This window comes from Microbacterium sp. NPDC077391, from assembly GCF_040686955.1.
Taxonomy (GTDB): domain Bacteria; phylum Actinomycetota; class Actinomycetes; order Actinomycetales; family Microbacteriaceae; genus Microbacterium; species Microbacterium commune.
Map to the genome: position 1 here is coordinate 63,618 of NZ_JBFBMI010000001.1, position 25,289 is coordinate 88,906.

Genomic DNA, 25,289 nt, shown 5'->3' on the forward strand with positions numbered 1-25,289 from the left:
TGTCAATCTCCCTGCCTCGCGAAAAGGAGAACCACCCCTCGCTCCGGTATGACTTTCTGCCGCCTGAAGCCCTTTTGAGCGGCACGAACTCATACCGGAGCGAGAAGCGGTTCTCGATAGTGTGAGCAGGTGCCCGAGCTCGACTACAGCAGACTGCGCCGCTATCCCGACGTCGAGGCCCCGAACCTGCAGGCGTGGGATGCCACCGACCAGCTGCTCGTGCAACGCGCGCTCGACACCGGAATCGCCGGCGGTGAGACCGCGATCATCGGCGACGAGTACGGCGCGATCGCCCTCGCGCTGGCGGATGCAGGCGTCCAGGGTCTCCGCGCGCATCAGGACCTCATCACCGGCCGACGTGCGCTCGCCGCCAACGCCCGGGCGCTCGATCTGCCGATGCCCGCGGCGCACGAACTCGACAGCTCGCTGCTCAGCGGCGCGCGTCTCGTGCTGCTGCAGCTGCCCAAGGGGCTCGCCGAGCTCGAGGAGATCGCCGACGCGGTCGCCCGCTGGGCGGCGCCCGATGCCACACTCATCGCGGGTGGACGGGTGAAGCACATGGCGCTCACCCAGAATGAGGTGCTCGGGCGGTACTTCGCGGCTGTGCAGCCGCAGCGCGCGGAGCGCAAGTCACGGCTGATCGTGGCATCCGGCGTCCTGCCCGTGCCCGACCAGCCGCCGTTCCCGGTCAGCCGTCAGCACGACGGCTTCACCCTGTGCGCGTACGGCGGCGCGTTCGCCGGCGCGCGCCTCGACATCGGAACACGGGTGCTGATCGACGTGATGCCGACCCTCGCTCCGCCCGACCCGCCTGCGCTGCACGTCGTCGATCTCGGGTGCGGCACGGGGGCGCTCGCGGTCGCGTTCGCGCAGCAGCATCCGGATGCCAGGATCACCGCCACCGATCGGTCGGCCTCCGCGGCGCGCTCGGCTCAGGCATCCGTCGTCGCCAACGGCCTCGCCGGGCGCGTGACCGTGACCCTCGACGACGCGGGCTCCGAGCTGCCAGACGGATCGGCCGACCTCATCCTGCTGAATCCGCCGTTCCATCTCGGGACGAGCGTGCACGAGGGTGCCGGTCATCGCCTCATCCAGGCGGCGGCGCGACTGCTGCGCCCCGGTGGCGAGGTGTGGACGGTGTTCAACTCGCACCTCGATCATCGCGGCGTGCTGACCCGCGACGTGGGCCCGACCGAGCAGGTCGCCCGCACCCCGAAGTTCACCGTCACGCGCAGCGTCCGCCGCGGCTGACCCACCGCTTTCGAATCGCTCATATTGCCGTGTTCCGACCAGGAACACGGCAATATGAGCGATTCGAACGGAGGGGGAGAACCCCCGGTGACACGCGAAAACCGCAATCAGGATTTGCCACCGGATCAGCCATTCGTTAGCGTGGCTAGGTGGCCGAGAGGTCACAGTGACCAGTCCGCGGCCGCGTCCTTCCTTCGACACGAGCTGTACATGAAGAGGCGTGGGCGTACGGTCGATGTTCTGTCGCGGGGGTCCGAAATCCCCGTCCGTGCCGCTGTGCAGCATCTGTCGAAACGGCCTTGAGAACGTCACCCGGGCGTAACCGAAGCGGCCCGCCGAGACCCGAAGAATCGGTGGGCAACGGGGGAAACGTGTCCGAAACCGCTCTTGAAGCGCGCAACATCTACAAGGTCTTCGGTCGGAATCCGCAGCAGGCCGTGAAGCGTCTGAAGGCCGGTGAGACCCGCACCGAGGTGCAGGACGTCGGCACCGCAGCCGTCATCGACGCGAGCTTCACCGTGAACCGCGGTGAGATCTTCGTCATCATGGGCCTGTCGGGATCCGGCAAGTCGACCATCATCCGCATGCTCAACGGCCTGCACGACGCCACCGCGGGCGAGATCACGATCGGCGGAGACGCGATCACCGGCATCCCGGCCTCGCGCCTGCGCGACATCCGTCGTGACCGCGTGTCGATGGTGTTCCAGCACTTCGCGCTGCTGCCGCACCGCACGGTCGCCGACAACGTGGCCTACCCGCTCGAGCTGAAAGGCATCGGCAGGACCGAACGGCTGCGCAAGGCCGACGAGATCCTGTCCCTGGTGGGTCTCGACGGCTGGGGCGACAAGCTGCCCAGCGAGCTGTCGGGCGGCATGCAGCAGCGCGTCGGCATCGCCCGCGCGCTCGCCGCCGACACCGACATCCTGCTGATGGACGAGGCGTTCAGCGCCCTCGACCCGCTGATCCGCCGCGAGATGCAGGAGCAGCTCGTCGAGCTGCAGGCGAAGCTGCGCAAGACCATCGTGTTCATCACGCACGACCTCAACGAGGCCATGTTCCTCGGCGATCGCATCGCCGTGATGCGCGACGGTCGCATCGTGCAGATCGGCACGCCCGAAGACATCCTCACCGACCCCGCGAACGACTACGTCGAGCAGTTCGTGCAGGACGTCGACCGCGCCCGCGTGCTCACCGCCTCGAACGTCATGGAGCGCCCGCGCCCCGTCGTGGCCGAGTCGTCGGGACCCCGCACGGCGCTGCGCCAGATGCGGGATGCCTACATGTCGGCGACCTACGTGGTCGGCCGCGACCGCAAGCTCGTCGGCATCGTCACCGACCGGGATGCCGTGAAGCTCGTGCGCAAGGGCGAGTCCTCGCTCGCATCGATCATCAAGCCGGTGCCGCAGAAGGTCGACGAGAACGAGGTGCTGATGAACCTCTTCATCCCGTCGGTCGAATCCCCCGTTCCGCTCGCGGTGACGGATGCCGAGGGGCGCCTCACCGGTGTGATCCCGCGCGTCACCCTGCTCGCCGCCCTCGGCCCCGGGCCGGGAGCGACGGGCGAGCTCACCCTGCCCCTGAACCCCATGCCGCAGGCCGTCATCGACGAGGTGCTCGCCGAGGCGAGCTCGTTCACCGAGGCGGCCGCAGAGCCGGCCGTCGACGACACCCCTGCCGGCACCGCTGACACCGAGGAGGTGCGCTGATGGATTTCCGCATTCCGATCGGAACCTGGGTCGCCGGCATCGTCGACTGGGTCAAGGACAACCTCGACGGTCTGCTCGATGGCATCGCGTTCGTCTTCGGCTTCCTCGTCAACGGACTGACTGACGGTCTGCTCTCGGTGCACTTCATCGCGATCATCGCGATCGCCGCGCTCATCGCGTGGCTGGTGCGCTCGTGGCAGCTCGCAATCGGCACCGCCGTGTCGTTGCTGCTGATCGTGGGCATGAACCTGTGGGTCCCCGCCATGCAGACCATGTCGCTCGTGCTCGTCGCGACGGTCGTCGCGGTGTTGATCGCCGTGCCGCTGGGCATCTGGTCGGCCCGCAATGCCACGGTGCGTGCGCTGCTGAAGCCGGTGCTCGACTTCATGCAGACCATGCCCGCCTTCGTCTATCTGATCCCCGCGATCGTGTTCTTCGGCATCGGCGTGGTGCCCGGCATGGTCGCGACGATCATCTTCGCGCTGCCTCCCGGCGTGCGACTCACCGAGCTCGGCATCCGCGGCGTCGACGCCGAGACGGTCGAGGCCGGTCAGGCGTTCGGCGCGAAGCCCGGGCAGATCCTGCGCGGCATCCAGCTGCCGCTCGCGATGCCGACCATCATGGCCGGCATCAATCAGGTGATCATGCTCGCCCTGTCGATGGCGGTCATCGCCGGTATGGCCGGCGCCGACGGCCTCGGCAAGATGGTGGTCGAGGCGATCTCGACGATCAACATCGCCAAGGGCGTCGAGGCGGGCCTCGGCGTCGTGCTGATCGCCGTCTTCCTCGACCGGGTCACCGCCGCCCTCGGCGCACCGGCCGAGAACCACGCGTCGCTGCTCGGCGTCCTGGCGCGTCGCCGTGAGGCGCGGCGCCGCGCCTCGGCATCCGTCACCGCACCGGATGCCGTGCTGCAGCCCGCCTGAGACGGCACCCTGCAACACCCCGCAATCACACATACGCAACAGAAAGAGAACATCGTGAAGAAGAAGATCACTGCACTTCTGGCCATGGGCGCCATCGGCTCGCTCGCACTCGCCGGATGCGCCTCGGGTGGCGCCGGCGGAACGGGCGGCACCGGCGGCGACGCCGACGGCGGCTCCCCGGGCGACAAGGGCACCATCACGCTCGGCTTCCTGCCATCGTGGACCGACGGCCTGAGCACCGCGTACCTGCTCGAGAACAAGCTCGAGGAGATCGGCTACGACGTCGAGATGAAGACCCTCACCGACGCCGGCCCGCTGTACACCGGACTCGCGCAGGGCGACGTCGACATCTACCCGTCGGCGTGGCCCGAGCTGACCCACAAGAAGTACATGGACGAGTACGGCGACGACATCGAAGACCTCGGCACCTACTACGAGAACGCGAAGCTCACCATCGCGGTGCCCGAGTACTCCGAGCTCACCTCGATCGAGGACCTCAAGGGCAAGGCCGCGGACTACGACGGCAAGATCATCGGCATCGAGCCGGGTGCCGGCCTGACTGAGCAGACCACCAAGATGCTCGAAGAGACCGGTCTGAACAGCGAGTACGAGCTGGTCACCTCGTCGACCGCAGCCATGCTCACCGAGCTGAAGAAGGCGACCGACAAGCAGGAGGACATCGTCGTCACGCTGTGGCGTCCGTTCTGGGCCAACGACGCCTTCCCGGTGAAGGACCTCGAAGACCCGAACGGCCTGATGGGCGACGCCGAGGGCCTGCACTTCCTGGGCACGAAGGGCTTCGCGGACAAGTACCCCGAGGCCGCCGAGCTGATCGAGAGCATCAAGCTCGACGACGAGCAGTACGGCTCGCTCGAGGACATGGTCGTGAACGAGTACGGCGAGGGCAAGGAGCGCGAGGCCGTCCAGGCGTGGCTCGAGGAGAACCCCGACGTCATCAAGTGACCCGCTGACCGGCTGACGCTGCACCCTCAGCCGGTTACGCCCCGGGGGCCGACACGCCAGATGTCGGACGGAACGCCATGTTCCGTCCGACGGGTGGCGTGTCGGCCCCCGATTCGTATCGTCCCGGCGGCCGCGTTCGAATCGCTCATCTGGCGCCTCTGCGCGCAGTGAGACGGCAAGGTGAGCGATTCGAACGCTGTCAAGACCCCTTCAACCGACGCGTTCGCCGTCGTAGCCTGTGCGCATGGACGGGTTCGCCGCCGTCGACTTCGGCTTCGCCCGCGAGGTCCTTCAGCGGGGCATCGCGGCGCTCTACCTGGTCGCGTTCCTCTCGACGCTGAACCAGTTCCGCCCGCTGCTGGGCGAGCGCGGACTGCTGCCCGCTCCCGAGCTGCTCGCGTGGGCGACATCGTCTTCCGCGAGACGCCGGATGCTGCGCCCGACCCTCTTCACGCGCATCCGCTACACCGACCGCCGACTCGCGGCCCTGTGCTGGGCGGGGATGATCGTCGCAGGCACCGTGGTGATCGGCATCCCTCAGCTGGCGCCACCGTGGGTGCCGATGATCTGCTTCCTGCTGCTGTGGGGCGGGTACATGTCGATCACGAGCATCGGGCAGACGTTCTACTCGTTCGGGTGGGAGATGCTGCTGCTCGAGGCGGGGTTCCTCGCCGCCTTCCTCGGCTCAGCCGACCAGCCGCCGCCGACCGTCGTGATCGTGATGTTCTGGTGGCTGCTGTTCCGGCTGGAGTTCGGTGCCGGGATGATCAAGATCCGCGGCGGCCGGGAGTGGCGCGACCTGACCGCGCTGATGTACCACCACGAGACGCAGCCGATGCCGGGGCCCTTGAGTCGGCAGGCGCATCTGCTGCCGAAGTGGTTCCACAGGGGTGAGGTGCTCGGCAATCACTTCGCTCAGCTGGTGGTGCCGTTCTTCCTGTTCGCGCCGCTCGCGACGCTGTTCACACCGACCACGGTCGACGCGATCCTGCTGCTGATCGGCGCGATCGCCGCGACGATCGTCATCCTCACCCAGCTCTGGCTGGTGCTCACCGGCAACTTCGCCTGGCTGAACGCGGCGACGATCGTCATCGCCTTCTCGGCGTTCCCGACGTTCTGGTCGTCCGTCGACGTGCCGAATCCGGAGCCGCTGCGCGCCCCGAACGGCATCCCGCTGTACTGGGTCATCCTGACCTCGGCGGTCGGGATGCTGGTGATCGCGCTCAGCTGGCCCGCACTGCGCAACCTCTTCGCCCGCCGCCAGCTGATGAACGCGAGCTTCAGCCGGTGGCAGCTCGGCAACGCCTACGGTGCGTTCGGCACCGTCACGAAGCAGCGGATCGAGTACATCGTGGAGGGGACGACGGATGCCGATCCGGATGCCGCCGAATGGCGCGAGTACGAGTTCAAGGGCAAGCCCGGCGCCCTGCGCCGTATCCCGCGGCAGTTCGCGCCGTACCACCTGCGCCTGGACTGGCTGATGTGGTTCCTGCCGCTCGGTCGTTCGCTGGAGGACTGGTTCACGATGCTTCTCGTGCGGCTTCTCGAGGCTGACGAGCCGACGCTGCGGATGCTGCGTCGCGATCCCTTCGACGGCGAGCGACCCGCCTGGGTACGAGTCGTCTCGTATCGGTACCGCTTCGCGACCCGCGCCGAGCATCGAGACGCCGGCGTCGTGTGGGTGCGGGACCGGCGGCACGTGCTCGTGCGCCCGCTCGGCCTCGGGCGCTGAGGCGCCCGTGCCGGCACGCACGCACCGGCTGGTGGCCGGGCGCCGGCGGCTGCGGTCACGCAGCGGGGGCGGTCACGCACAGGGGGCGGGGCACGCCGGGAGCCCGCATACACATCGGGGGCCGACACTCCAGATGTCGGGCCCTTTCGCGGCATCCGTCCGACATCTGGCGTGTCGGCCCCCGGAACGTATCGCGAGAGGTCAGAACGTGATCGGGCGCTTCCCGGCGAGGGATGCGTACGCGGCATCCACTACGGAGACCGCCGCCAGCCCGTCGGCAGCGGTGACCCGCGCGTCGCCCCCGGTGCGGATCGCTTCGGCGAAGTCGGCCAGCTGAGCGCGATACGGGTCGACGCCGGCCGGGTCGACGTCGGTGTCGACGCGCAGGATGCCGTCGGATCCGGCGACCTCGGCGGTCGACCGGAACGGCGTGCCGGGCTCGAGCCAGTCGGCGCGCAGATGAGTGATCGCGCCGTTCGCGTGGGTGAGGGTGACATGCGCCGAGACCGGCGGCGAGACACGATCGGCGACCGCCGGCGGATCCTGGGTCGCCGTCACCTCGACGACCGATCCGGCCAGCCACAGCGCTTGGTCGATGTCGTGGATCATCAGATCGCGGATCACGCCGCCACCGGCATCCTCGGCATAGAACCAGGCCGAATCCGGCGCACCGACCGTGCGCCGGAAGGTCAGCTCGGCGAGGGTGCCGACCGATCCGATGCGCTCGTGCAGGTCGCGATACCCCTCGAAGTACCGCACGACGTGCGCGGGAAACAGCCGCACGCCGGCGTCATCGGCTGCGTCGATGAGCGCCCGCGCGTCGGCGGCGCTCGCCGCGAGGGGCTTCTCGCACACGACGTGCCTTCCGCGCGCGAAGGCGGCACGGGCGATCTCGAGATGCGTGGAAGTGGGGCTGATGATGTCGACCACGTCCACCGCATCGATCAGCTCGTCGAGCCCGCCGATGATCCGGATGGCGTAGCGATCAGCCAGCGCACCGGCATCCGTCCTGCGCAGGATCGCGACATCGGCGCCCAGCGCCATCCAGCCCTCGATGTGCACCGGGGCGATGCCGCCCGCCCCGACGATCCCCACCCGAAGCGTGCTCTTCATGGCCCGACTCTACGCCCGGGAGGGGCCGCGCGATCGGCTCAGCCCGCGAAAGGAAGCGTGGGCTGGCCCCGGATGCCGAGGTCGACGGCGAACAGCGATCCCGCCTCGGTGCCGTGGCCGGGATCGAGCCCCTGCGCCGACGTGGTGATGAACAGGGTGCTCAGCGCGCGCCCGCCGAACGTGCAGGCGCTCACCTGCGGCACCGGCAGCCGGATGCTCTCGATGAGCCCTCCCGAGCTGTCGTAGCCGTGCACGGCCGAGCCGCCCCACAGCGCCACCCACACGCTGCCGTCGGCGGCGACGCAGAGCCCGTCGGGTGCGCCGGCGTCGGACGGTATCGACACGAACGGCCGTCGGTTCACGAGGTCGCCGTCCGAGACGTCGAACACGTCGACGCGGCCGGTCGCCGTGTCGGCGTAGTACGCGTGCGAGCCCTCCGACGTGAAGGCGATGCCGTTCGAGATCGTCACCTCCGGCAGCACGTCGCTGATCGACAGATCCGCGTCGATCCGCCGCAGTGACCCGCGTCCCGCCCCCGCGTCGTAGGCCATCGAGCCGGCGAGCAGCCGGCCGTCGGGGTCGCAGCAGCCGTCGTTCATCCGCACGCCCGGATCGTCACCGAGCCGCGCGACCGCTCGGGTCTCGCCGTCGGCCTCGTCGGCCAGATACAGGGTGCGCGCTCCGACGGCGACGAAGCCGCCCGACCGGCGCGGACGCACGAAGGCCAGATACTCGTCGTCGACATGCTGCCGTGTCACGCCGTCATCGCGCAGCGTGAGCAGGTCGCCGACGGTGCCGTCGACCCATCGCAACCCGCCCCACGCGGCTGCCCAGACCGGTCCCTCGGCATGCCAGGCGATCGGCCCGGTGACGTTGTCGACTCTCACGGCTCGTCCCTCCGCAGCGGCATGCGCTCGGGTTCCGGTTCGGGAGCGAGGGAAGAACCGGATGCCCGTGCCGGGCCGATCTGACCGGCCACCTTCTGCTCGAGCACGTCGACGGCCTCGTCGGAGAGCAGGATGAGTCCGTCGAGCTCTTCGCGCACGCGCTTGTAGGCGAGGTTGCGCTCGGCCTGCGTGGCTGCGTCGTCGAGGGCGACGGTGAGCATGTGCTGCGCGCGATCGAGGCGCTTGCGCTCGTTCTCGCTGAAGTTCGCATCGCGCAGTCGGCGGGCATCGCGCTCGGCGATGTCGAAGGCGACCGCGTAGTCGCCCACCGCGTCGACGTACTCCGCGATCTCGGCCTCGCTGAGCTTCGCATCCGCAGACGCGGGGCGCAGAGTGTCGGCGATCTTCTTCGCCCGCAGGAATGCGGCGGTCAGGGGCTGTCGCCCGTCGCTCATCGCCGGGAAGGCGATGAGCTTGGCGACATCGAGCTCGTAGTCGAGCCAGCGCGCGGTGATCTCGTCGTGCTCGGCGAAGAGGCGCTCGAGCAGCTGGACGGTCGACGCGCGCTCCTCGTCGGCCGCGTCGCGCGCGAGCTTCCTCGTCTGCTGCTGCGTGCCCCCGCGGGCGGCGAGCTGGGCGGCCTTGAGCTCGCCCTTCAGACGCAGCGTCTCGAGTCGCCGCTCGTGACGGCGCTTCGATGCGCGCTCCCACGACTTGCCGATGCCGCCGGCGACGCCCATCAGCGGAAACACCAGCCACCAGTAGTTGCCGGCGAAGTCCCACATGCCCCGGGAGAACTCATCCATGATGGGCCCAGCCTACTTCCGCGCACCGCGTGCGCGAGAGGGCTCTCAGCCGGCATCCAGTTATACCCCCGGGGGTATCGGGTACGATCATCCGTACCCGAACCGAGGAGAGCGAAAATGTGCCGAGCAGTGACCTGCCGAACCTGTGGCAAGACGACGTGGGCCGGCTGCGGCCAGCACGTCGACATGGTGATGGCCGGCGTGCCGTCGAGTGACCGCTGCCGCGGACACGAGAACGAGCCCCGCACGGGTTTCTTCGCGAAGCTGTTCGGGCGGAGCTGACCGTGCGCGTGATCATCATCGGCGGCGTCGCCGGCGGCATGTCGGCGGCCACTCGCCTGCGGCGGCTCGACGAGCACGCCGAGATCATCGTCGTCGAACAGGGCGACTACGTCAGCTTCGCCAACTGCGGGCTGCCGTACTACGTCGGCGGCGTGATCACCGAGCGCGAGTCGCTGCTGCTGCAGACGCCCGAATCTCTGCGCGCCCGCTTCGCCCTCGACGTGCGCACCGGTTCCGAGGCCGTCGCGATCGACCGGGATGCCCGCACCGTCAGCATCCGGGAGGTGCGCACCGGCACGGTCGTCGACGAGCCCTACGACCACGTCGTGCTCGCGACCGGCGCCGCCTCGCGTGACGTGTTCGAGCAGACGCCCGGCGCCCCCGTCGTGTCGACCCTGCGCACGATCGACGACGTCGACCGCATCACCGATGCCCTGGCGGATCTTCCCGACGCGGGCCGCGCCGTCGTCGTCGGCGGCGGATTCATCGGCATCGAGGCGGTCGAGAACCTCGTGCACCGCGGCCTCGCCGTCACACTCGTCCAGCACGGCCCGCATCCGCTCAGTCCGCTCGACATCGAGATGGCCGCGCTCGTCGTCGACGAGCTGCGTGCGCGCGGCGTCGATCTGCGGTTGCGCGCGTCGGTCGAGTCGCTGGATGCCGTGGGCGTCCACCTCGACGACGGCACGACCGTCGCCGCCGACATCGTCATCGATGCCAGGGGTGTGCGCCCGGCGGCATCCCTCGCGGTCTCCGCGGGACTCGCGACCGGATCCACCGGCGGGATCGCCGTCGACGCGCTGCAGCGCACCAGCGACCCGCGCATCTTTGCGGTGGGAGACGGCGTCGAGAAGGTGGATGCCGTCTCCTCCGAGCCCACGCTCGTCACCATGGCCGGCCTCGCGAACCGGCACGGCCGCACCGCTGCCGACGCGATCGCCGCCGACGCGGGGCTGCTCGACGCCCCGCCCGCCGACGCGCCGCCGGCGCTCGGCACGGCGATCGTCGGCGTGTTCGATCTCGCGGTCGCGATGACGGGGTGGAGCGAGAAGCGCCTGCGGGATGCCGGTCGCGCGCACCGCGTGATCCACGCTCATCCCTCCGACCATGCCGGCTATTACCCTGGTGCCGAGCGGCTGACGATGAAGCTGCTCGTCGACCCCGACACCGACCTCATCCTCGGCGCGCAGGTCATCGGACGCCGCGGCGCCGACAAGCGCATCGACGTGATCGCGACGGCCATGCAGGCCGAGCTCACCGCGCCGCAGCTGAGCCGGCTCGAGCTCGCGTACGCGCCGCAGTTCGCCTCGGCGAAGGATCCGGTGAACATGCTCGGCTACATCGCCGACAACGCCGCGACCGGGCTGACCGAGGGTGTGCAGTGGCACGAGCTCTCCGCCGCGGTGGCCTCCGGCGCGACCGTGCTCGATGTGCGCAGCGTCGGCGAGCACGAGGCCGGAGCGATCCCCGGCAGCGTGAACGTCTCGGTCGACGAGCTGCGCGACCGGCTCCACGAGCTGCCCGACGGCGAGCTGATCGTGCACTGCCAGGTGGGTCAGCGTGGGCACACCGCCGTGCGTCTGCTGCGCCAGCACGGACGCCAGGCGCGCAACCTCGCCGGCGGATATCTCACGTGGCAGGCGGGCACCCGGATGCTCGCCGCCGACCGCTCTCTCGAAAAGGAGTCCGTATGAGCGCCGCACCCGATGACGAGATTCGCAAGGTCGTGAACCGGCTCAAGCGCGCCCGCGGGCAGCTGACCGCGGTGATCGACGCGATGGAGGCGGATGCCGACTGCCGTGACGTCGTGATCCAGCTCGCGGCCGTCGGCAAGGCCATCGACCGCGCCGGCTTCGCGGTGATCAGCACAGCGCTGAAGCACTGCGTGATCGACGGCGAGGATGCCGACGACGGCGCCCCCAGTATGGCGGAGCTCGAGAAGCTGTTCCTCACCCTCGCCTGACGCGGGCGGTCGCGGTCACCTTCCGGGCCGAAGCGGGCGTGCTCGGTCACGTTCGCGGGCCGACACGTGCCGCGCGGACTCGTTACGTTTCGGGGGCCGACACGTGCCGCGCGGACTCGTTACGTTTCGGGGGCCGACACGTGCCGCGCGGACTCGTTACGTTTCGGGGGCCGACACGCCAGATGTCGGACGTGTTCACGGGATCCGTCCGACATCTGGAGTGTCGGCCCCCGTTTCGTCTCGTCTTTTTCGTGGTGGCTGGTCTCGGCACGCGGCGGGCGAGGCTGCACGCGGGCGCGCACCGGAATCACCCGCGTCCCGGTCAACCGCGTCCCGCTTACCCGAGCTTTTCGGCGCACGGCACGCACAGTCGCGCGAAGGGGCGCACCTCGAGCCGACCCTCGGGGATGGGCCGGCCGCAGTTCGTGCAGATGCCGTAGTCGCCGGCATCCCACCGCGCCAGCGCATCGTCGTACTGCCGCACCTCGTCGGCCGCAGCATCCGCCAGCGCCGACAGCCGCGACCACTCCGACGACAGCGTCACACCCTCGGGATCGTGCTCGTCGTCGTCGTTCGACCCCTGACGGTCGTGCACGAGCTCGGCCAGGGCGGATGCCGCGTGCTCGGCGCGCGCTACCGCATCCGCCCGCTGCGCGGCGAGTGACTCACGACTGATCCCGGCCATCCCGCCACCCTAGCCCTGGTTCGGCCGTCATCGCCGGGAGCCGAATGTCGGCTTAGGCATGCGGATGCCCGGCATTCGGCTCCTCCCGACGGTCGCGCCCCCCTCCCGACGCGCTACCGCCCGCCACTCCGGTTCGGTGGACGTCGGCCGGGAGCCGAATGTCGGGGACGGGGTGCTCATGTCCGGCATCCGGCTCATCCCGACCCGCTGCCGCTCCCCGGGACGAGCCCGACGCCGCCGACCCGCACCGCGACGGCGAAGGATGCCACATCCGCACGAGCCTCGCACAGGCCTTGCCACCTCCGGGAGGGTGCGTGACGATGGGAACGCCAATCGACGGGAGACATGATGCAGCTGGGAATGATCGGACTCGGACGCATGGGCGCGAACATCGTGCGCCGACTGATGCGGGACGGACACGAATGCGTCGGTTTTGACGTGAACCAGGACGCGGTCCAGGCGATCGTCGCCGACGGTGCGACCGGGGCGAGCGACCTGCAGGACTTCGTGTCGAAGCTTCAGACGCCGCGCGTGATCTGGCTGATGGTGCCGGCCGGGCTCACCGGCACGATCGTCGAGCAGGTCGCCGATCTGCTCGACGAGGGCGACATCATCATCGACGGCGGCAACTCGAACTACCGCGACGATGTGCGCCGCGCGGCGGCGCTGCGCGAGCGCGGCATCGAGTACGTCGATGCCGGCACGAGCGGCGGTGTGTTCGGTCTCGAGCGCGGGTACTGCCTCATGGTCGGCGGATCGGATGCCGCTGTGCAGCACATCGAGCCGCTGCTGAAGACCATCGCCCCGGGCGTCGGCGAGATCGAACGCACGCCCGGACGCACCGGCGACCTCGCGCCGGAAGAACAGGGTTACCTGCACTGCGGTCCCGCCGGGGCCGGGCACTTCGTGAAGATGGTGCACAACGGCATCGAGTACGGCATCATGGCCGCGATCGCCGAGGGTCTGAACCTGCTCGAGAACGCCGACGCGGGAGTGCGCGAGGCCGAGCACTCCGCCGAGGTCGCGCCACTCGAAGAGCCCGAGTTCTACCAGTTCCCCATCGATACCGCGAAGGTCACCGAGCTGTGGCGCCGTGGGTCAGTGATCTCGTCGTGGCTGCTCGACCTCACCGCGACCGCACTGAACGAGAACCCCACCCTGCACGACCTCGCCGGCCGCGTCTCAGACTCGGGCGAGGGACGCTGGACGGTCAAGGCCGCCGTGGACGTCGGCGTGCCCGTGCCCGTGCTCTCGTCTGCTCTGTTCGAGCGCTTCGCCTCGCGCGGCGAAGACCACTTTGCGAACCAGGTGCTCTCGGCGATGCGTCTGCAGTTCGGCGGGCACAAGGAGCTTCCCGCCGGTGACGTTCTCGAGGCCGGCGGTCGCAAGTCGGAGTCGAGCGACCGCGGGCAGTCCGACACCGCGTGATCGACCCCGGCGCTCATTGAAGACGTCGGTCGAGAGGATCTCTCGACCGACGTCTTCGTGATGTGCGGGAATGCGTCCCGTTCGACTTCAGGCGAATCGGTCTCCGTCTTCCGCTGCCCCTTCTTCGTCGGCGTGCTCGCGCACGGCTGCGTCGTCGACCTGGGCGGGCGGTGTGTCCTGCAGATAGGTGCGGTCGTCGTTCGGGTCGCCGGTGCCGTCGTCCATGCCGTTCTCGAGCAGTTCCTCGTCGGTCGGCTCGTGTGCCGGTGTGCTGTCGCTCATACTCACTCCTTCGATCGGTGGAGTCCACGATCGGCGTGCTCTGCGAGGGAGTCGAGAGGCTTGACAGCCCTTGGTGCGTCGACGAGGGGACGCCACCTCCGTTGACTGGGCCCATATGGTCGCGTCAGGCGCGAGGAGGCGACCCTTCGGGACCTGCGGATGCCAAGGCGCGCACGAACCCCGCCCGCGTCAGCCGAACAGCAGGGAGAGCACGGTCACCCCGCCGCCGCCCACGATGAGCGCGACGATGGTCACCCAGGCGACGATCCGGATGCGGCGGCTGCGGCGCTCGGCGAGATCGCCGTAGTCCTCGTCGGCCTGAGTCATGCGGAAGGCTCGGTCACGGTCGGTCCGAACACCGCGGGCAGCGTGCCGCGCGAGGTCTCGCGCAACTCGTCGACCGAGACGGTGAAGACGTCCTGCACCTCGAGGGTCGGCTCGGTGTCGGTGACGCCGATGCGCAGCACGGGGTAGTCGCGCCCCTCGCACAGGCCACGGAACTTCACGTCCTCTTCGCGCGGCACGGTCACGATCACGCGGCCGGCCGACTCCGAGAACAGTGCGGTCGCGGCATCCACCCCGTCGCGCTCCATCAGCTCGGTGAGCCAGACGCGCGCGCCGACGCCGAAGCGCATGACGCCCTCGGCGAGGGCCTGGCCGAGTCCGCCCTCAGACAGGTCGTGCGCCGACGAGATCAGCCACTCCTCGCGGGCAGCTCCGAGGAGCCCTGCGAGACGACGCTCGCCGGCGAGGTCGACCTTCGGCGGCAGGCCGCCGAGGTGGTCGTGCACGACGTCGGCCCAGGCCGAGCCCGACAGCTCGGTGGAGGTCACACCGAGCAGGTAGATGTTGTCGCCGGCATCCTGCCAGCCCGACGGGATGCGACGCGAGACGTCATCGATGATGCCGAGCACGCCGACCAGCGGGGTCGGGTGGATGGGCACGTCTCCGGTCTGGTTGTAGAACGACACGTTGCCGCCGGTGACCGGGGTGCCCAGCTCGTAGCATCCGTCGGCCAGACCGTCGACGGTCTGCTCGAACTGCCACATCACCTCGGGGTTCTCGGGCGAGCCGAAGTTGAGGCAGTCGGTGATCGCCGTCGGGGTGGCGCCGGTGACGGCGACGTTGCGGTACGCCTCGGCGAGGGCGAGCTGCGCGCCCGCGTACGGGTCGAGCTGGCAGTAGCGGCCGTTGGCGTCGGTCGAGACGGCGAAGCCGAGACCCGACTCCTCGTCGACGCGCACCATGCCCGCGTCGTCGGGGAAGGCGAGCGCGGTGTTGCCGCCCACGTAGTAGTCGTACTGGTTGGTGATCCAGCTGGTGTCGGCGAGGTTCGGCGAGCCGAGCAGCTGCAGGAACTGCGTGCGCAGCGCCTCGGGCTCGTTCGACCGCGGCAGGTCTTCTGCGGCATCCGCCTGCAGCGCGTCGATCCAGGTCGGGTACGCGACCGGACGGTCGTAGACGGGGCCGTCGACGGCGACGGTCGATGGGTCGACGTCGACGATGCGCTCGCCCTGCCAGTCGATGATCAGGCGGCCGTCGCCGGTGACCTCGCCGAGCACGCTGGTCTCGACCTCCCACTTGCCGACCACCTCGAGGAACGCGTCGAGCTTCTCGGGCGCGACGATGGCCATCATGCGCTCCTGCGACTCGCTCATCAGGATCTCTTCGGCGGTGAGCGACGGGTCGCGCAGCAGAACGTTGTCGAGCGAGACGTGCATGCCGCTGTTGCCGTTGGCGGCCAGCTCGCTGGTCGCGCACGAGATGCCGGCGGCACCCAGGTCCTGAATCGCCTCGACCAGCTCGAGCTGGTACAGCTCGAGGCAGCACTCGATGAGCACCTTCTCGGCGAACGGGTCGCCGACCTGCACGGCGGGTCGCTTGGTCGGGCCGGCCTCGTCGAACGAGTCGGATGCCAGGATCGACGCGCCACCGATGCCGTCCCCGCCCGTGCGGGCACCGAACAGCACGACCTTGTTGCCGACGCCGGTGGCGTTGGCGAGCTTGAGGTCTTCGTGACGCAGCACGCCCACCGCGAGCGCGTTGACGAGCGGGTTGGCCTGGTAAACGGCGTCGAAGACGGTCTCACCGCCGATGTTCGGCAGGCCCAGGCAGTTGCCGTAGAAGCTGATGCCGCTGGTGACGCCGTGCACGACGCGCGGGGTGTCGGGGTGGTCGATGGCGCCGAAGCGCAGCGCATCCATCACCGCGACCGGACGGGCGCCCATCGAGATGATGTCGCGCACGATGCCGCCGACGCCGGTAGCGGCGCCCTGGAACGGCTCGATGAAGCTGGGGTGGTTGTGCGATTCGGCCTTGAAGGTGACGGCCCAGCCCTCGCCCACGTCGACGACGCCAGCGTTCTGGCCCATGCCGACCATGAGCCGTTCCTTCATCTCGTCGCTGACCTTCTGCCCGAACCGGCGCAGGTAGTTCTTCGACGACTTGTACGAGCAATGCTCCGACCACATCACCGAGTACATCGCCAGCTCGCCCGACGTGGGGCGGCGACCGAGGATGGTCTTGATCTGCTCGTACTCCTCGGGCTTCAGCCCGAGCGCGGCGTAGGGCTGCTCCTTCTCAGGAGTCGCGATGGCGTTCTCGACCGAGTCGGGAACATGCTGACGAGAGGCAGGAGTGGTCACGCGGGCTCCAGAAGAAGAGGGAGTCGGGGCGAGACCAGTTTAGGCGCTTATTCTTCCGCCACCTTCGACGGGGTCGTCAGTCCGTGCCGGTGTGCCCCCTCACCGCACGCCCGCCGGTGTTCGCATCTCGCCCCGACCGGCGCCCGCTGGAGAACCACCCGATGCGGCTTTCGCGGATGCGCTCTGCGGCGCCGACGCCGAACCCCCGGATGAATCCACTGCGGGCCCGTCGCCTGTCGCCCCCCGTGTCGTGCCACCGGCGATGCCGCTCCCCCGGCCCACCACGCGCGCATCGCGACCATCGCCTGCATCTGCAGGCTGGTGATCAGCACTTTGGATTGATCCACGTCCGATGTGTAGCCGACGAGATACAGCAGAGACGGTCCGCCGCGTCCGCTGGCATACAGCGTGCCGAGCGCGTGGACGACCCCCTGCGCCGAGCTCCCGCATGTCGCGCGCGTAGGTGTCGTCGAACATCATCAGCTCGGTCACGATCTGTTCGCGATCCTGCCCCAGCCGCGAGCGCTTCTCATCGAGCCGGGTCTGGGCCCTCCCCCCCGATGTGCTCGGCGGCGGTCGACGCCGCGCAGAGTGATTGACGTCGGAGCGGGCGTCCACCACGTCGCCGGCGCGCCCCGCCTCACCGGAGGTAGGCCAGCGCGCGAGCGACGGATGCACCAGCGTAGTTCCGGCCTACCTCCGTGCGTTCTCCGACCTCCGACGAGGTGGCCGGAAGACGAAGAAGAACCGGACTAGAGCTCGACTTTGCCGCTTTCGCCGCCGTCGTACTGCTCTCCCGTGAGCTTCGACTTCACGAAGCTGAACACCGTCGCGATGCGCCCACCCGGGGTGTCCCAGTACTCGGCCGACTCCGCCGTGAAGCGCACGAGGCCCACGTCGGGGTCGTCGGGTCCGTCAGGGAACCAGGCTTCGACCATCGGGTTCCACAGCTCGTCGATCTTCGAGCGGTCGTCGACCAGCCATGCCGTGCCGGAGAGCGAGACCCACGCGTCGTTCGAGCTCATCGAGACGTTCACGTCGGCATCGGCGGCGAGCTCTGCCGCGGGTGACGAGCTCTTCGAGATCAGGAACCACAGATCGCCGTCGAACTCCGCCTCCTGCACGGTGAACGGTCGAGACACGAGCTTGCCGTCGGCCTTGCGGGTCGTGAACATCGCGAAGCGGAAGTCCTTGATCAGTTCGGCGACCTTCTTGCGGTCATCGGTGGTGTCGGTCATCGCCTGCCCCTTCCTGCCGCCCGCCGGTCGCGGGTGGCGTGAGCTCTCACGATGCCTTCGTCGGGCCGTGGGATCGAGGGGGTTGTGGTGCCGCGCGGGCTGGGTTACGCCGTCGGGTCAGAGACGGATGCGTGCCCCGTCGCCGACCGCTCGTCCGAAAACGCGAACTCCGTACGATCCCGGACGGCAGTTCGCTCATTCCGGTCGCCCGGGTTTCCCAGACTGGGATCGTGTTCCCGACTTCACTTCACGCGCACCTCGAGCGTCCCCGAACGCGGCACGGCTGTGCCCTGACACCGGACGACTTCGTGTTCTTCCGCGCTGACGGACGGATCGGCTGGCGTGCCGCATCCAAAGTCGCCGGCGCCCAGCACGTTCAATACGAGATCTGGGATACGAATGCGCATACGCGAAGCGCGCCGTGCACGACGGCGATGCATGGCAGCATCCGCGTGGATGGCGAGGAGAACGCCCTTCCCCACCCCTACCGAAAGTCCTTGAGACGAAAAGCCGCTCTGCAGGACTGGTACGACGCGATCCTGCTGGAGGAGGCACAGCGAGAAGCGAGCGCACGCAGTGCCCGGCGCTGGGGACAGGATGAGATCTCCAGCATGATCAAGCGCTCGTCCATGGGGATCTCGGCGTACGGCGCCCACGAGGTCGCCGTCGACTCGCTCTCCACCCTGTCAGCACTGCAGGTATGGATAGACGAGGCCCTATCGGGCACGCAGGTGCGGGTGACGGCACTCTCGCTCACGGACTTCCCCTACGTGCGAGGTGAGATGCGGGAGGGACAGCTGCTGCAGAAGATGGACGGCGACGGGGCGGTCGGCTACCTGCCGCTCGTGGTCGCGACCAATCAGGACTCAACGGTCGCCTTCGCCCAACGTGATGGGCACCTCCCCCCTGGACCTTCGGCGACTGTCCGGATGTCGGGCGGCACGCTCATCCGCTGGTGGGCTGACGCGGTGCTCTCGTGGTCTTCGGTGGCCCGCAACAGCACCCTGAGTCGCGACGGCGACGCACGGCCTGCCGCAGGCGACTGGGTTCTGCTCGGGGTCGAAGGAACCGACATCGCTCTGCCGGTGCCGTGGGGCAGTTCGAACCTGCTCATAGAGATCGACGACGACGGGGCGCTGGTCGAGATCTCAGTACCGTCGACTGCGAGGCGCGAGCAGCACCATCGCCGCCGCGCAGAGTTCGAAGACAGGTGGGGGCGCTGGCTCGACGACGAGCAGAGCCTCACGCCGGCAGAGTTCAAGGCCGGCATCCGGCGCGCCGAAGACGGACTGCGTGCCGTGCTCGCGATCGAGGAGGACTGATGGCCACGCGCTCGACCGTGGAAGACGACGTCATCGGCATCGACGACAGCGACGGTGAAGACCGTCCACGCGGGTGCGCATGGGATGAGAGCGTCTGCACCACCACGCCGGAGTACCGCATCGGGCGGGGCAGCCACGTCGGAGAAGACGACGAGCCGAACGAGACCGAGGCTCACGTCTATTGCGGTCGCCACTACGCGCTCGAACTCGCGCGACTCACCGAGGTGCATCTGCACGACTGCGCTGCGCCCGCTTCTCATCATGTTTCGCACTACGGGAGAGTTGAATGAGCAATTTCGATCAGGACCAGACCGTCATCGCGCTGGTACTCGCAGAACTCATCACCGGCGACAGCAGCCGGCTGGTGGGAGAGATCCTGCATCCGGTGCCCAACTTCTGGGACATCGTCGACTACGGCGCCAACGCTGGCGAGACTCGGTACAGCAAGATGCTCGGCTGGCTGCTCGACCCGCAAGAGGACCACGGTCTGGGTACGTTCTTCGCATCGCGCTTCGTTCAGACGGCCTTCGGCGTCGGGGCGCCCGAGATCTCTGAGCGAGCCCGGGTGCATCCCAGGGAGTGGCGCAACATCGATGTCCTCCTCGTCGACTACGACGAGGAGGGGACACCGGTGCGCACCCTGGTGATCGAGAACAAGACCGACACGAGCGAGCATGCTCGGAGCGGACTGCCGATCGGTCAGACCACTTGGTACAACTGGGTGATCCGCGGCGACTTCGAGAGCATGGAGCAGTCGGTGGCATCCGCGACGGACCTCGAGCCTGCGCGAGCCGCTCGGCTGCGCAAGCAGATCCGAAGCTGGAAGACCGACACCGGCGACTACCGCAGCATCGACGATGCCGGCCGTCACTTCGTCTACCTCACGCCCCGTCAGGACGAGCACGCAGAGGATCCGGAGTTCCGCACCGTCACCTACGAGCGGCTCGAGGGGCTGCTCGATGAGGTGATCCAGCTGCTCACCGATCGGGGTGACGCAGACGCGGCGAAGATCGTGCTCGACTTCCGCCGCACGATCCACCGCCGATTCGACAGAAGGCTCGGCGAGCAGATCACGCACGCGTTCGATGAGTACCCCGATCTCGGCGCGGAGCTCGCTTCGGTGGCCCAGCAGATGGGTGTGGTCAACGCCGAGGACACGCGTAGCGGTGACAAGCAGTACTTCAAGGCCGCCCGCACGAAGAAGGTCGACCCTGAAGAGCTGCGGGCGCACCTCGATCAAGAGCTCGGACGCCCGATCACGGAGATCGAACTGCGACGCCTCGTTGCCCACGTCTGGCAGAGCCGGCCGAGCTCCTTCGCGAACGACACGTCGAAGTTCCACTGGGGTGACAAGCGCAACGGCAGGTTCTCGAAGACGGAGATGCTGCAGAAGATCGCGCAGGCCTTCGTCGTCGAGCACGGGATCACGTCGATCGGCGAGTTCGAGGAGCGCTTCGGCGAGATCGTCGGCGCCGCCTCCGTCCCCGATCCCGCGAATCCGTACGAGGGCACGGCGCTGCTGTACGACCCGGACCATCACCCGTACAGCGCATCCGACGCGAAGCGGTATAAGGGGACCGAGATCGACATGCGCGAGCGCATCGGAGCCATCACCTTCGACGACGGCAAGCGCTACCGCGTGCACTGGAACCTCGGACACCGACGCCCCGGCCGGGTCGGCGTGATCGCGCACCTGCCTGTCATCCGTCACTTCCAGCAGACGGGCGATCCCCAGGTCTATCCGATCGAGGACGCCTCGTGAGGGGGCGTTCGGTCGACGGGGGCTCGGCCTGGTGGCGTCGCCCGTGGTTCTGGGGGCTGGTGGTGCTGCTGTCTCCCGTCGCGGCGATGCTGGTCTGGTCGCTGGTCGTGCTGGTGTGGATCGGCCTGCACACTCTCGCCGGTCTGCCGCTGCCCCCGGCCATCGAGGAAACCGTTCCCCTCGGCGCCGTCGGCGACACCTTCGGGGGTCTGCTCGGCCCCATACTCAACACCCTCGTGCTGGTCGTGACCATCTCAGTGGCGCTCGGGCAGCGTCGGCATGTCGTCGCCGAGCGGGAGGCGAACGTCGAGGTCGCGGATCGCGCTCGCGCTGAACAGGTGACTGCCTGGGTCGCGGAAACCGCTCACTCCGATCAGCGGGGGAGCTATCTGGGCGTGGTGGTCATCAACAACGGGTCGACATTGGTGCGCGATGTCGACCTGGTGGTCACCGTGAAAAATGGCGAATCCCCCCTCGAACTGCGCAATCGAGAAGCGGTCATCCCACCCGGCACATGGTTTCTGCCCATCAACCGCGCTCATGCCGAGGACCGCGGTGAGGCCATGTCGCCGACGCCAGGGTCGGAGCCGAGCAGCGATTGGGCCGCAGCAGTGACCGTCGACACGAGCGGCCACCTGCGGGTCGATCTGCCGGATGACGACCGGCCGCGGGCGCCGCTGGCCTCGCACGTGCTCGGCGTGCATCTGCCGATCACGGTGGACGGTCAGAAGCGTCCCTACTACGAGATTCAACTGCTGCGCTTCACTCTAGACGGCGCGCAGTGGTGGCGCGACGGCGGAGGCCGGCTCAGCCGCAGCATCCCGCCGGCCGAGGCGGCGCGGACGGCGAATTGGGAGAGCGAATTCTCGCCGCTCGCCTCGGTTCCTCGGCCTCCGTCCGAGGGCCCGAAGCAGATCCACCGAAAGGACCCGGGCGTGCAGAGCTTCATCTCGCAGTTCGCGGCACGCCTGACGGGCCGGGATGCGGACGCCATCTCCCGGAACGTCCGCTACGCGACCGCGGAGCCGCTCCGCGGAGTGGGGATCGGGGCGCTTCGGATCAGCCGTGCAGGCCAGGGCATCGCGTTCTACGAGAGCGATTCGCCCGACGCACCGACAGTGCTGTGGCTCTCAGGCAACACGAATCGAATGCCGGCCGTCATCGACTTCGTGGAGGAGTGGAGAGAGCGTGCCGAGCGTCAGTCGGTCGGTCCGCTGATCTCGGAGCTGGTCGACTACAAGGACCCGATCGCGATGGCTGACAAGTTCGTCGCTCGTCTGCCGCGTCATCTCGCTGGGGTGGTGCCCGCCTCCGCGTGACCGCGCCGGGCCGGTGGCGGCTCAGAGCCGGATGTACGCCGCGCCCTCGAACTGGGCGTCGGTCAGGGCGACGATCGCGGCGGCGACGGTGCGGATGCCGGGCTGCAGGTCGTCTTCGGTGATCTCGTGTGCGCGCATGCCGCCCTCGCACGCCTCGATCGCGGCGCCTTCAGGCAGGCTGTCGATCGCGAGGGCGTCGGCGCCGCGCGTGACGCCGGTGATCGCCGGCCCGTTGACGATGATCCGGATGCGGTGCTCGGGCCGGTCCTTGTGCAGGATGCGCGCCGAGGTGATCGAGCGCGCGACGTCGGCGGGATCGGCGGTGACGTGGATGACGACGGTGCGGGATTCGGTCATACCGGCATCCTGCCACCGGATGCCGGGCGCGGGCGGGCTCAGCGCGCGAGCGCGGCCGCGAGATAGGGAGCCGTGCGACTCCCGGACGCTGCGGCGACGGCATCCGGGGTTCCGGTCGCGACGATCCGCCCGCCCGCGTCGCCGCCGGACGGCCCGAGGTCGACGACCCAGTCGGCGTCGGCGACGACGTTCATGTCGTGTTCGACCACGACCACCGTGTCGCCCGCGTCGACGAGGGCGTGCAGCTGCGCGAGCAGCAGGCGCACGTCGGCGGGGTGCAGTCCGGTCGTCGGCTCGTCGAGCAGGTAGAGCGTGTGCCCGCGGCGCACTCGCTGCAGCTCGGTGGCGAGCTTGATGCGCTGCGCCTCGCCGCCGGACAGCTCGGTGGCGGGCTGGCCGAGGCGCAGGTATCCGAGCCCGACGTCGAGCAGCGCGCGCAGGCTGCGCGCCGCCGCGGGGATCTCGGCGAGCACGTCCGCAGCCTGCGTGACGGTGAGCGCGAGCACGTCGGCGATGGAGTGCCCGTGCCAGCGGACCTCGAGGGTCTCGTCGTTGTACCGGGCGCCGTGGCAGGTGGGGCAGCGGCCGTAGCTGCCGGGCAGGAACAGCAGCTCGACGGCGACGAATCCCTCGCCCTGGCAGGTCTCGCAGCGCCCCCCGGGCACGTTGAACGAGAACCGGCCGGCCGAGTACCCGCGCTCGCGGGCGAGGTCGGTGCGCGCGAACGCCGTGCGCACCGCGTCGAACAGGCCGGTGTAGGTGGCGAGGTTCGAGCGCGGGGTGCGGCCGATCGGCTTCTGATCGACGCGCACGAGGCGGTCGACGAGCTGCAGGCCCTCGGTGGCCCGCACGGCGAGCACGTCGACGTCAGACGGTGCGGTCGCCTCGGCGACCCCCGGCTCGTCAGGATCGCTTTCGTCTTCGCCGGAGTCGGCGGCCTCGGCATCAGGATGCAGGTGATCGCGCACCACCTCGTGCAGCACCCGGCTGACGAGGGTCGACTTGCCCGACCCCGAGACGCCGGTCACGGCGACGAGGGTCTGCAGCGGGATCGCCACGTCGACGTCGTGGAGGTTGTGCAGCCGGATGCCGTCGACGCGCAGCCACCCGGCCGCTTCGCGGCGCTCGCGCGGGGCTGCGTGCTCGCCCTGCGCGGAGGGGAAGAGGAACGGGCGGGTGAGGCTGGCATCCACGGTCTCGAGGCCGTCGACGGGGCCGCTGTAGAGCACCTCGCCGCCGCCCTCGCCGGCGGCGGGGCCGACGTCGACGATCCAGTCGGCGTGGCGGACGACGTCCATGTTGTGCTCGACGACGAACACCGAGTTGCCCGAGCGCTTGAGCTGCTCGAGCACCTCGAGCAGCGGCTCGGCGTCGGCGGGGTGCAGCCCTGCCGAGGGCTCGTCGAGCACGTAGACGACGCCGAACAGTCCCGACCGCAGCTGCGTGGCCAGGCGCAGGCGCTGCATCTCTCCGGGGGAGAGGGTGGTGGTCACCCGGCCGAGGCCGAGGTAGCCGAGGCCCAGGTCGCAGAGCACCCCGATCCGCGCGCGCAGATCGGCGGCGATCGCCACGGCCACCTCGGTGCGCTCGCCGCTGGCCGCGGTGGGCAGCGCCGGGCCGGGGTCGGTGATCTCGGTGGTGGGGCGCAGCACCTCGGCGAGCTCGGTCATCGGCAGGGCGTTCAGCTCGGCGATCGAGCGCCCCGCGAAGGTGACTGCGAGGGCTTCGCGCCGCAGCCCGGTGCCGTGGCACAGCGGGCACGGGCCCGAGCGCATGAAGCGCAGCACCTTGGCCCGCATCATCGCGCTCTGCGAGTCGGCGAGGGTGTGGAAGACGTACTTCTTCGCGCCCCAGAAGCGGCCGTTGTAGGGCTTCTCGATGCGGTCGCGCTGCGGGATGATCTGCACGACCGGCTGCTCGTCGGTGAACAGCAGCCAGTCGCGGTCGGCCCGCGGCAGGTCGCGCCAGGGGCGGTCGACGTCGTAGCCGAGGGTGATGGCGATGTCGCGCAGGTTCTTGCCCTGCCAGGCGCCGGGCCAGGCGGCGATCGCGCCGTCGCGGATGCTGAGCGAGGGGTCGGGCACGAGCGATTCTTCGGTGACGTCGTGCACGACGCCCACGCCGTGGCAGCGCGGGCAGGCGCCGGCGGCCGTGTTGGGCGAGAAGGCGTCGGAGTCGAGGCGCTCGGTGACGCCGTCGGGGTAGGTTCCGGCGCGCGAGAACAGCATGCGCAGCGAGTTCGACAGCGTGGTGACCGTGCCGACGCTGGAGCGCGAGCTGGGCGCGCCGCGCCGCTGCTGCAGCGCGACCGCGGGCGGCAGTCCGGTGATCGAGTCGACGTGCGGGTCGTGGCCCTGCTGGATCAGCCGCCGGGCGTACGGTGCGACGGATTCGAGGTAGCGGCGCTGCGCCTCGGTGAAGATCGTGCCGAACGCGAGCGACGACTTACCCGAGCCCGAGACACCGGTGAACGCGACGATCCGGTCGCGCGGCATGTCGACGTCGACGCCGCGGAGGTTGTTCTCGTGGGCGCCGCGGACGCGGACGAAGGGATCGGCGGCCGGGGAGGTGTCGAGCATCCGGCCGAGTCTAGTGATGAAGGATCAGGGAGACGTTAATCCG

General features: G+C 69.3%; 22 protein-coding genes. 12 read left to right on the plus strand and 10 right to left on the minus strand.

The window, feature by feature from the left end; translation table 11 throughout:
* Window positions 1–129: 129 nt before the first annotated feature.
* The 5 genes from AB0O65_RS00290 (at window position 130) to AB0O65_RS00310 (ending at window position 6,578) form a co-directional block, all read left to right on the plus strand.
* Entirely contained in the window at window positions 130–1,251 is a 1,122-nt protein-coding gene (locus tag AB0O65_RS00290; RefSeq protein ID WP_363382029.1) for a methyltransferase, read from the plus strand.
* Between the two features lie 371 nt (window positions 1,252–1,622).
* Window positions 1,623–2,957, plus strand: a complete 1,335-nt coding sequence (locus AB0O65_RS00295) for a glycine betaine/L-proline ABC transporter ATP-binding protein (RefSeq protein ID WP_313480236.1) — start codon at window positions 1,623–1,625, stop codon at window positions 2,955–2,957.
* On the plus strand, window positions 2,957–3,883 hold the full coding sequence (locus tag AB0O65_RS00300) for an ABC transporter permease subunit (RefSeq protein ID WP_191712350.1): 927 nt from the start codon (window positions 2,957–2,959) through the stop codon (window positions 3,881–3,883). Before AB0O65_RS00295 ends, AB0O65_RS00300 begins: the two co-directional genes overlap by 1 nt.
* Before the next feature lie 51 nt (window positions 3,884–3,934).
* Window positions 3,935–4,846: a glycine betaine ABC transporter substrate-binding protein gene (locus AB0O65_RS00305; RefSeq protein ID WP_363383491.1), complete on the plus strand. Its 912-nt coding sequence runs from the start codon at window positions 3,935–3,937 to the stop codon at window positions 4,844–4,846.
* Window positions 4,847–5,090: 244 nt separating this feature from the next.
* A complete protein-coding gene (locus AB0O65_RS00310; RefSeq protein ID WP_363382033.1) occupies window positions 5,091–6,578 on the plus strand; it encodes a lipase maturation factor family protein in 1,488 nt (495 codons plus the stop codon).
* 201 nt (window positions 6,579–6,779) lie between these two features.
* On the opposite strand, the gene AB0O65_RS00315 is transcribed toward AB0O65_RS00310, so the two are convergent.
* The 3 genes from AB0O65_RS00315 to AB0O65_RS00325 are packed head-to-tail and all read right to left on the minus strand — an operon-like array spanning window position 6,780 to window position 9,384.
* The gene (locus tag AB0O65_RS00315; RefSeq protein ID WP_363382036.1) at window positions 6,780–7,691 is read right to left on the minus strand and encodes a Gfo/Idh/MocA family oxidoreductase; all 912 of its coding nucleotides are present in this window, start codon (window positions 7,689–7,691) and stop codon (window positions 6,780–6,782) included.
* 38 nt (window positions 7,692–7,729) lie between these two features.
* Window positions 7,730–8,578: an SMP-30/gluconolactonase/LRE family protein gene (locus tag AB0O65_RS00320; protein ID WP_363382039.1), complete on the minus strand. Its 849-nt coding sequence runs from the start codon at window positions 8,576–8,578 to the stop codon at window positions 7,730–7,732.
* On the minus strand, window positions 8,575–9,384 hold the full coding sequence (locus AB0O65_RS00325; protein ID WP_363382042.1) for a hypothetical protein: 810 nt from the start codon (window positions 9,382–9,384) through the stop codon (window positions 8,575–8,577). Before AB0O65_RS00325 ends, AB0O65_RS00320 begins: the two co-directional genes overlap by 4 nt.
* Window positions 9,385–9,668: 284 nt before the next feature.
* Here AB0O65_RS00325 and AB0O65_RS00330 point away from each other — a divergent pair, with 284 nt between their 5' ends.
* Together AB0O65_RS00330 and AB0O65_RS00335 are read left to right on the plus strand one after the other, a co-directional pair.
* Window positions 9,669–11,360, plus strand: a complete 1,692-nt coding sequence (locus AB0O65_RS00330) for an FAD-dependent oxidoreductase (protein WP_363382044.1) — start codon at window positions 9,669–9,671, stop codon at window positions 11,358–11,360.
* Complete coding sequence (locus tag AB0O65_RS00335; protein WP_191712344.1) at window positions 11,357–11,629, plus strand: metal-sensitive transcriptional regulator; 273 nt, start codon at window positions 11,357–11,359, stop codon at window positions 11,627–11,629. Before AB0O65_RS00330 ends, AB0O65_RS00335 begins: the two co-directional genes overlap by 4 nt.
* A 337-nt stretch (window positions 11,630–11,966) precedes the next feature.
* Here AB0O65_RS00335 and AB0O65_RS00340 read toward each other — a convergent pair whose 3' ends face one another.
* Complete coding sequence (locus AB0O65_RS00340) at window positions 11,967–12,314, minus strand: TraR/DksA C4-type zinc finger protein (protein WP_313480242.1); 348 nt, start codon at window positions 12,312–12,314, stop codon at window positions 11,967–11,969.
* A 345-nt stretch (window positions 12,315–12,659) separates the two neighbouring features.
* On the opposite strand from AB0O65_RS00340, the gene gnd reads away from it, so the two are divergent.
* The gene (gnd, locus tag AB0O65_RS00345) at window positions 12,660–13,742 is read left to right on the plus strand and encodes a phosphogluconate dehydrogenase (NAD(+)-dependent, decarboxylating) (protein ID WP_363382047.1); all 1,083 of its coding nucleotides are present in this window, start codon (window positions 12,660–12,662) and stop codon (window positions 13,740–13,742) included.
* Between the two features lie 87 nt (window positions 13,743–13,829).
* Here the strand turns inward: gnd and AB0O65_RS00350 are convergent, their stop codons facing one another.
* The 4 genes from AB0O65_RS00350 to AB0O65_RS00365 form a co-directional block, all read right to left on the minus strand.
* Window positions 13,830–14,024 (minus strand): hypothetical protein, encoded by a 195-nt coding sequence (locus AB0O65_RS00350; protein WP_363382050.1) that lies wholly within the window; start codon window positions 14,022–14,024, stop codon window positions 13,830–13,832.
* 189 nt (window positions 14,025–14,213) lie between these two features.
* Entirely contained in the window at window positions 14,214–14,351 is a 138-nt protein-coding gene (locus AB0O65_RS00355; protein ID WP_177243775.1) for a hypothetical protein, read from the minus strand.
* Window positions 14,348–16,669: a phosphoribosylformylglycinamidine synthase subunit PurL gene (gene purL, locus AB0O65_RS00360; protein WP_363382053.1), complete on the minus strand. Its 2,322-nt coding sequence runs from the start codon at window positions 16,667–16,669 to the stop codon at window positions 14,348–14,350. Before purL ends, AB0O65_RS00355 begins: the two co-directional genes overlap by 4 nt.
* A 752-nt stretch (window positions 16,670–17,421) precedes the next feature.
* Window positions 17,422–17,907 (minus strand): pyridoxamine 5'-phosphate oxidase family protein, encoded by a 486-nt coding sequence (locus AB0O65_RS00365; protein WP_363382056.1) that lies wholly within the window; start codon window positions 17,905–17,907, stop codon window positions 17,422–17,424.
* 131 nt (window positions 17,908–18,038) lie between these two features.
* Between AB0O65_RS00365 and AB0O65_RS00370 the strand changes: the two genes are divergently transcribed.
* From AB0O65_RS00370 to AB0O65_RS00385, 4 genes are read left to right on the plus strand one after another with little or no spacing between them, the layout of a single operon-like run.
* Window positions 18,039–19,229, plus strand: coding sequence for a hypothetical protein (locus AB0O65_RS00370; RefSeq protein ID WP_363382059.1), 1,191 nt, complete (start codon window positions 18,039–18,041; stop codon window positions 19,227–19,229).
* Entirely contained in the window at window positions 19,229–19,519 is a 291-nt protein-coding gene (locus AB0O65_RS00375; protein WP_363382062.1) for a hypothetical protein, read from the plus strand. Before AB0O65_RS00370 ends, AB0O65_RS00375 begins: the two co-directional genes overlap by 1 nt.
* Window positions 19,516–20,991: a PD-(D/E)XK nuclease family protein gene (locus AB0O65_RS00380; RefSeq protein WP_363382064.1), complete on the plus strand. Its 1,476-nt coding sequence runs from the start codon at window positions 19,516–19,518 to the stop codon at window positions 20,989–20,991. The genes AB0O65_RS00375 and AB0O65_RS00380 overlap by 4 nt, the downstream gene beginning before the upstream one ends.
* Window positions 20,988–22,310 (plus strand): hypothetical protein, encoded by a 1,323-nt coding sequence (locus AB0O65_RS00385; RefSeq protein ID WP_363382066.1) that lies wholly within the window; start codon window positions 20,988–20,990, stop codon window positions 22,308–22,310. The genes AB0O65_RS00380 and AB0O65_RS00385 overlap by 4 nt, the downstream gene beginning before the upstream one ends.
* A gap of 21 nt (window positions 22,311–22,331) precedes the next feature.
* Here AB0O65_RS00385 and AB0O65_RS00390 read toward each other — a convergent pair whose 3' ends face one another.
* Complete coding sequence (locus tag AB0O65_RS00390) at window positions 22,332–22,667, minus strand: hypothetical protein (protein ID WP_363382069.1); 336 nt, start codon at window positions 22,665–22,667, stop codon at window positions 22,332–22,334.
* A 38-nt stretch (window positions 22,668–22,705) separates the two neighbouring features.
* Window positions 22,706–25,246 carry an excinuclease ABC subunit UvrA gene (locus AB0O65_RS00395; RefSeq protein ID WP_363382072.1) on the minus strand — a complete coding sequence of 847 codons (2,541 nt, stop codon included), beginning with the start codon at window positions 25,244–25,246 and terminating at the stop codon, window positions 22,706–22,708.
* Window positions 25,247–25,289: the final 43 nt, after the last annotated feature.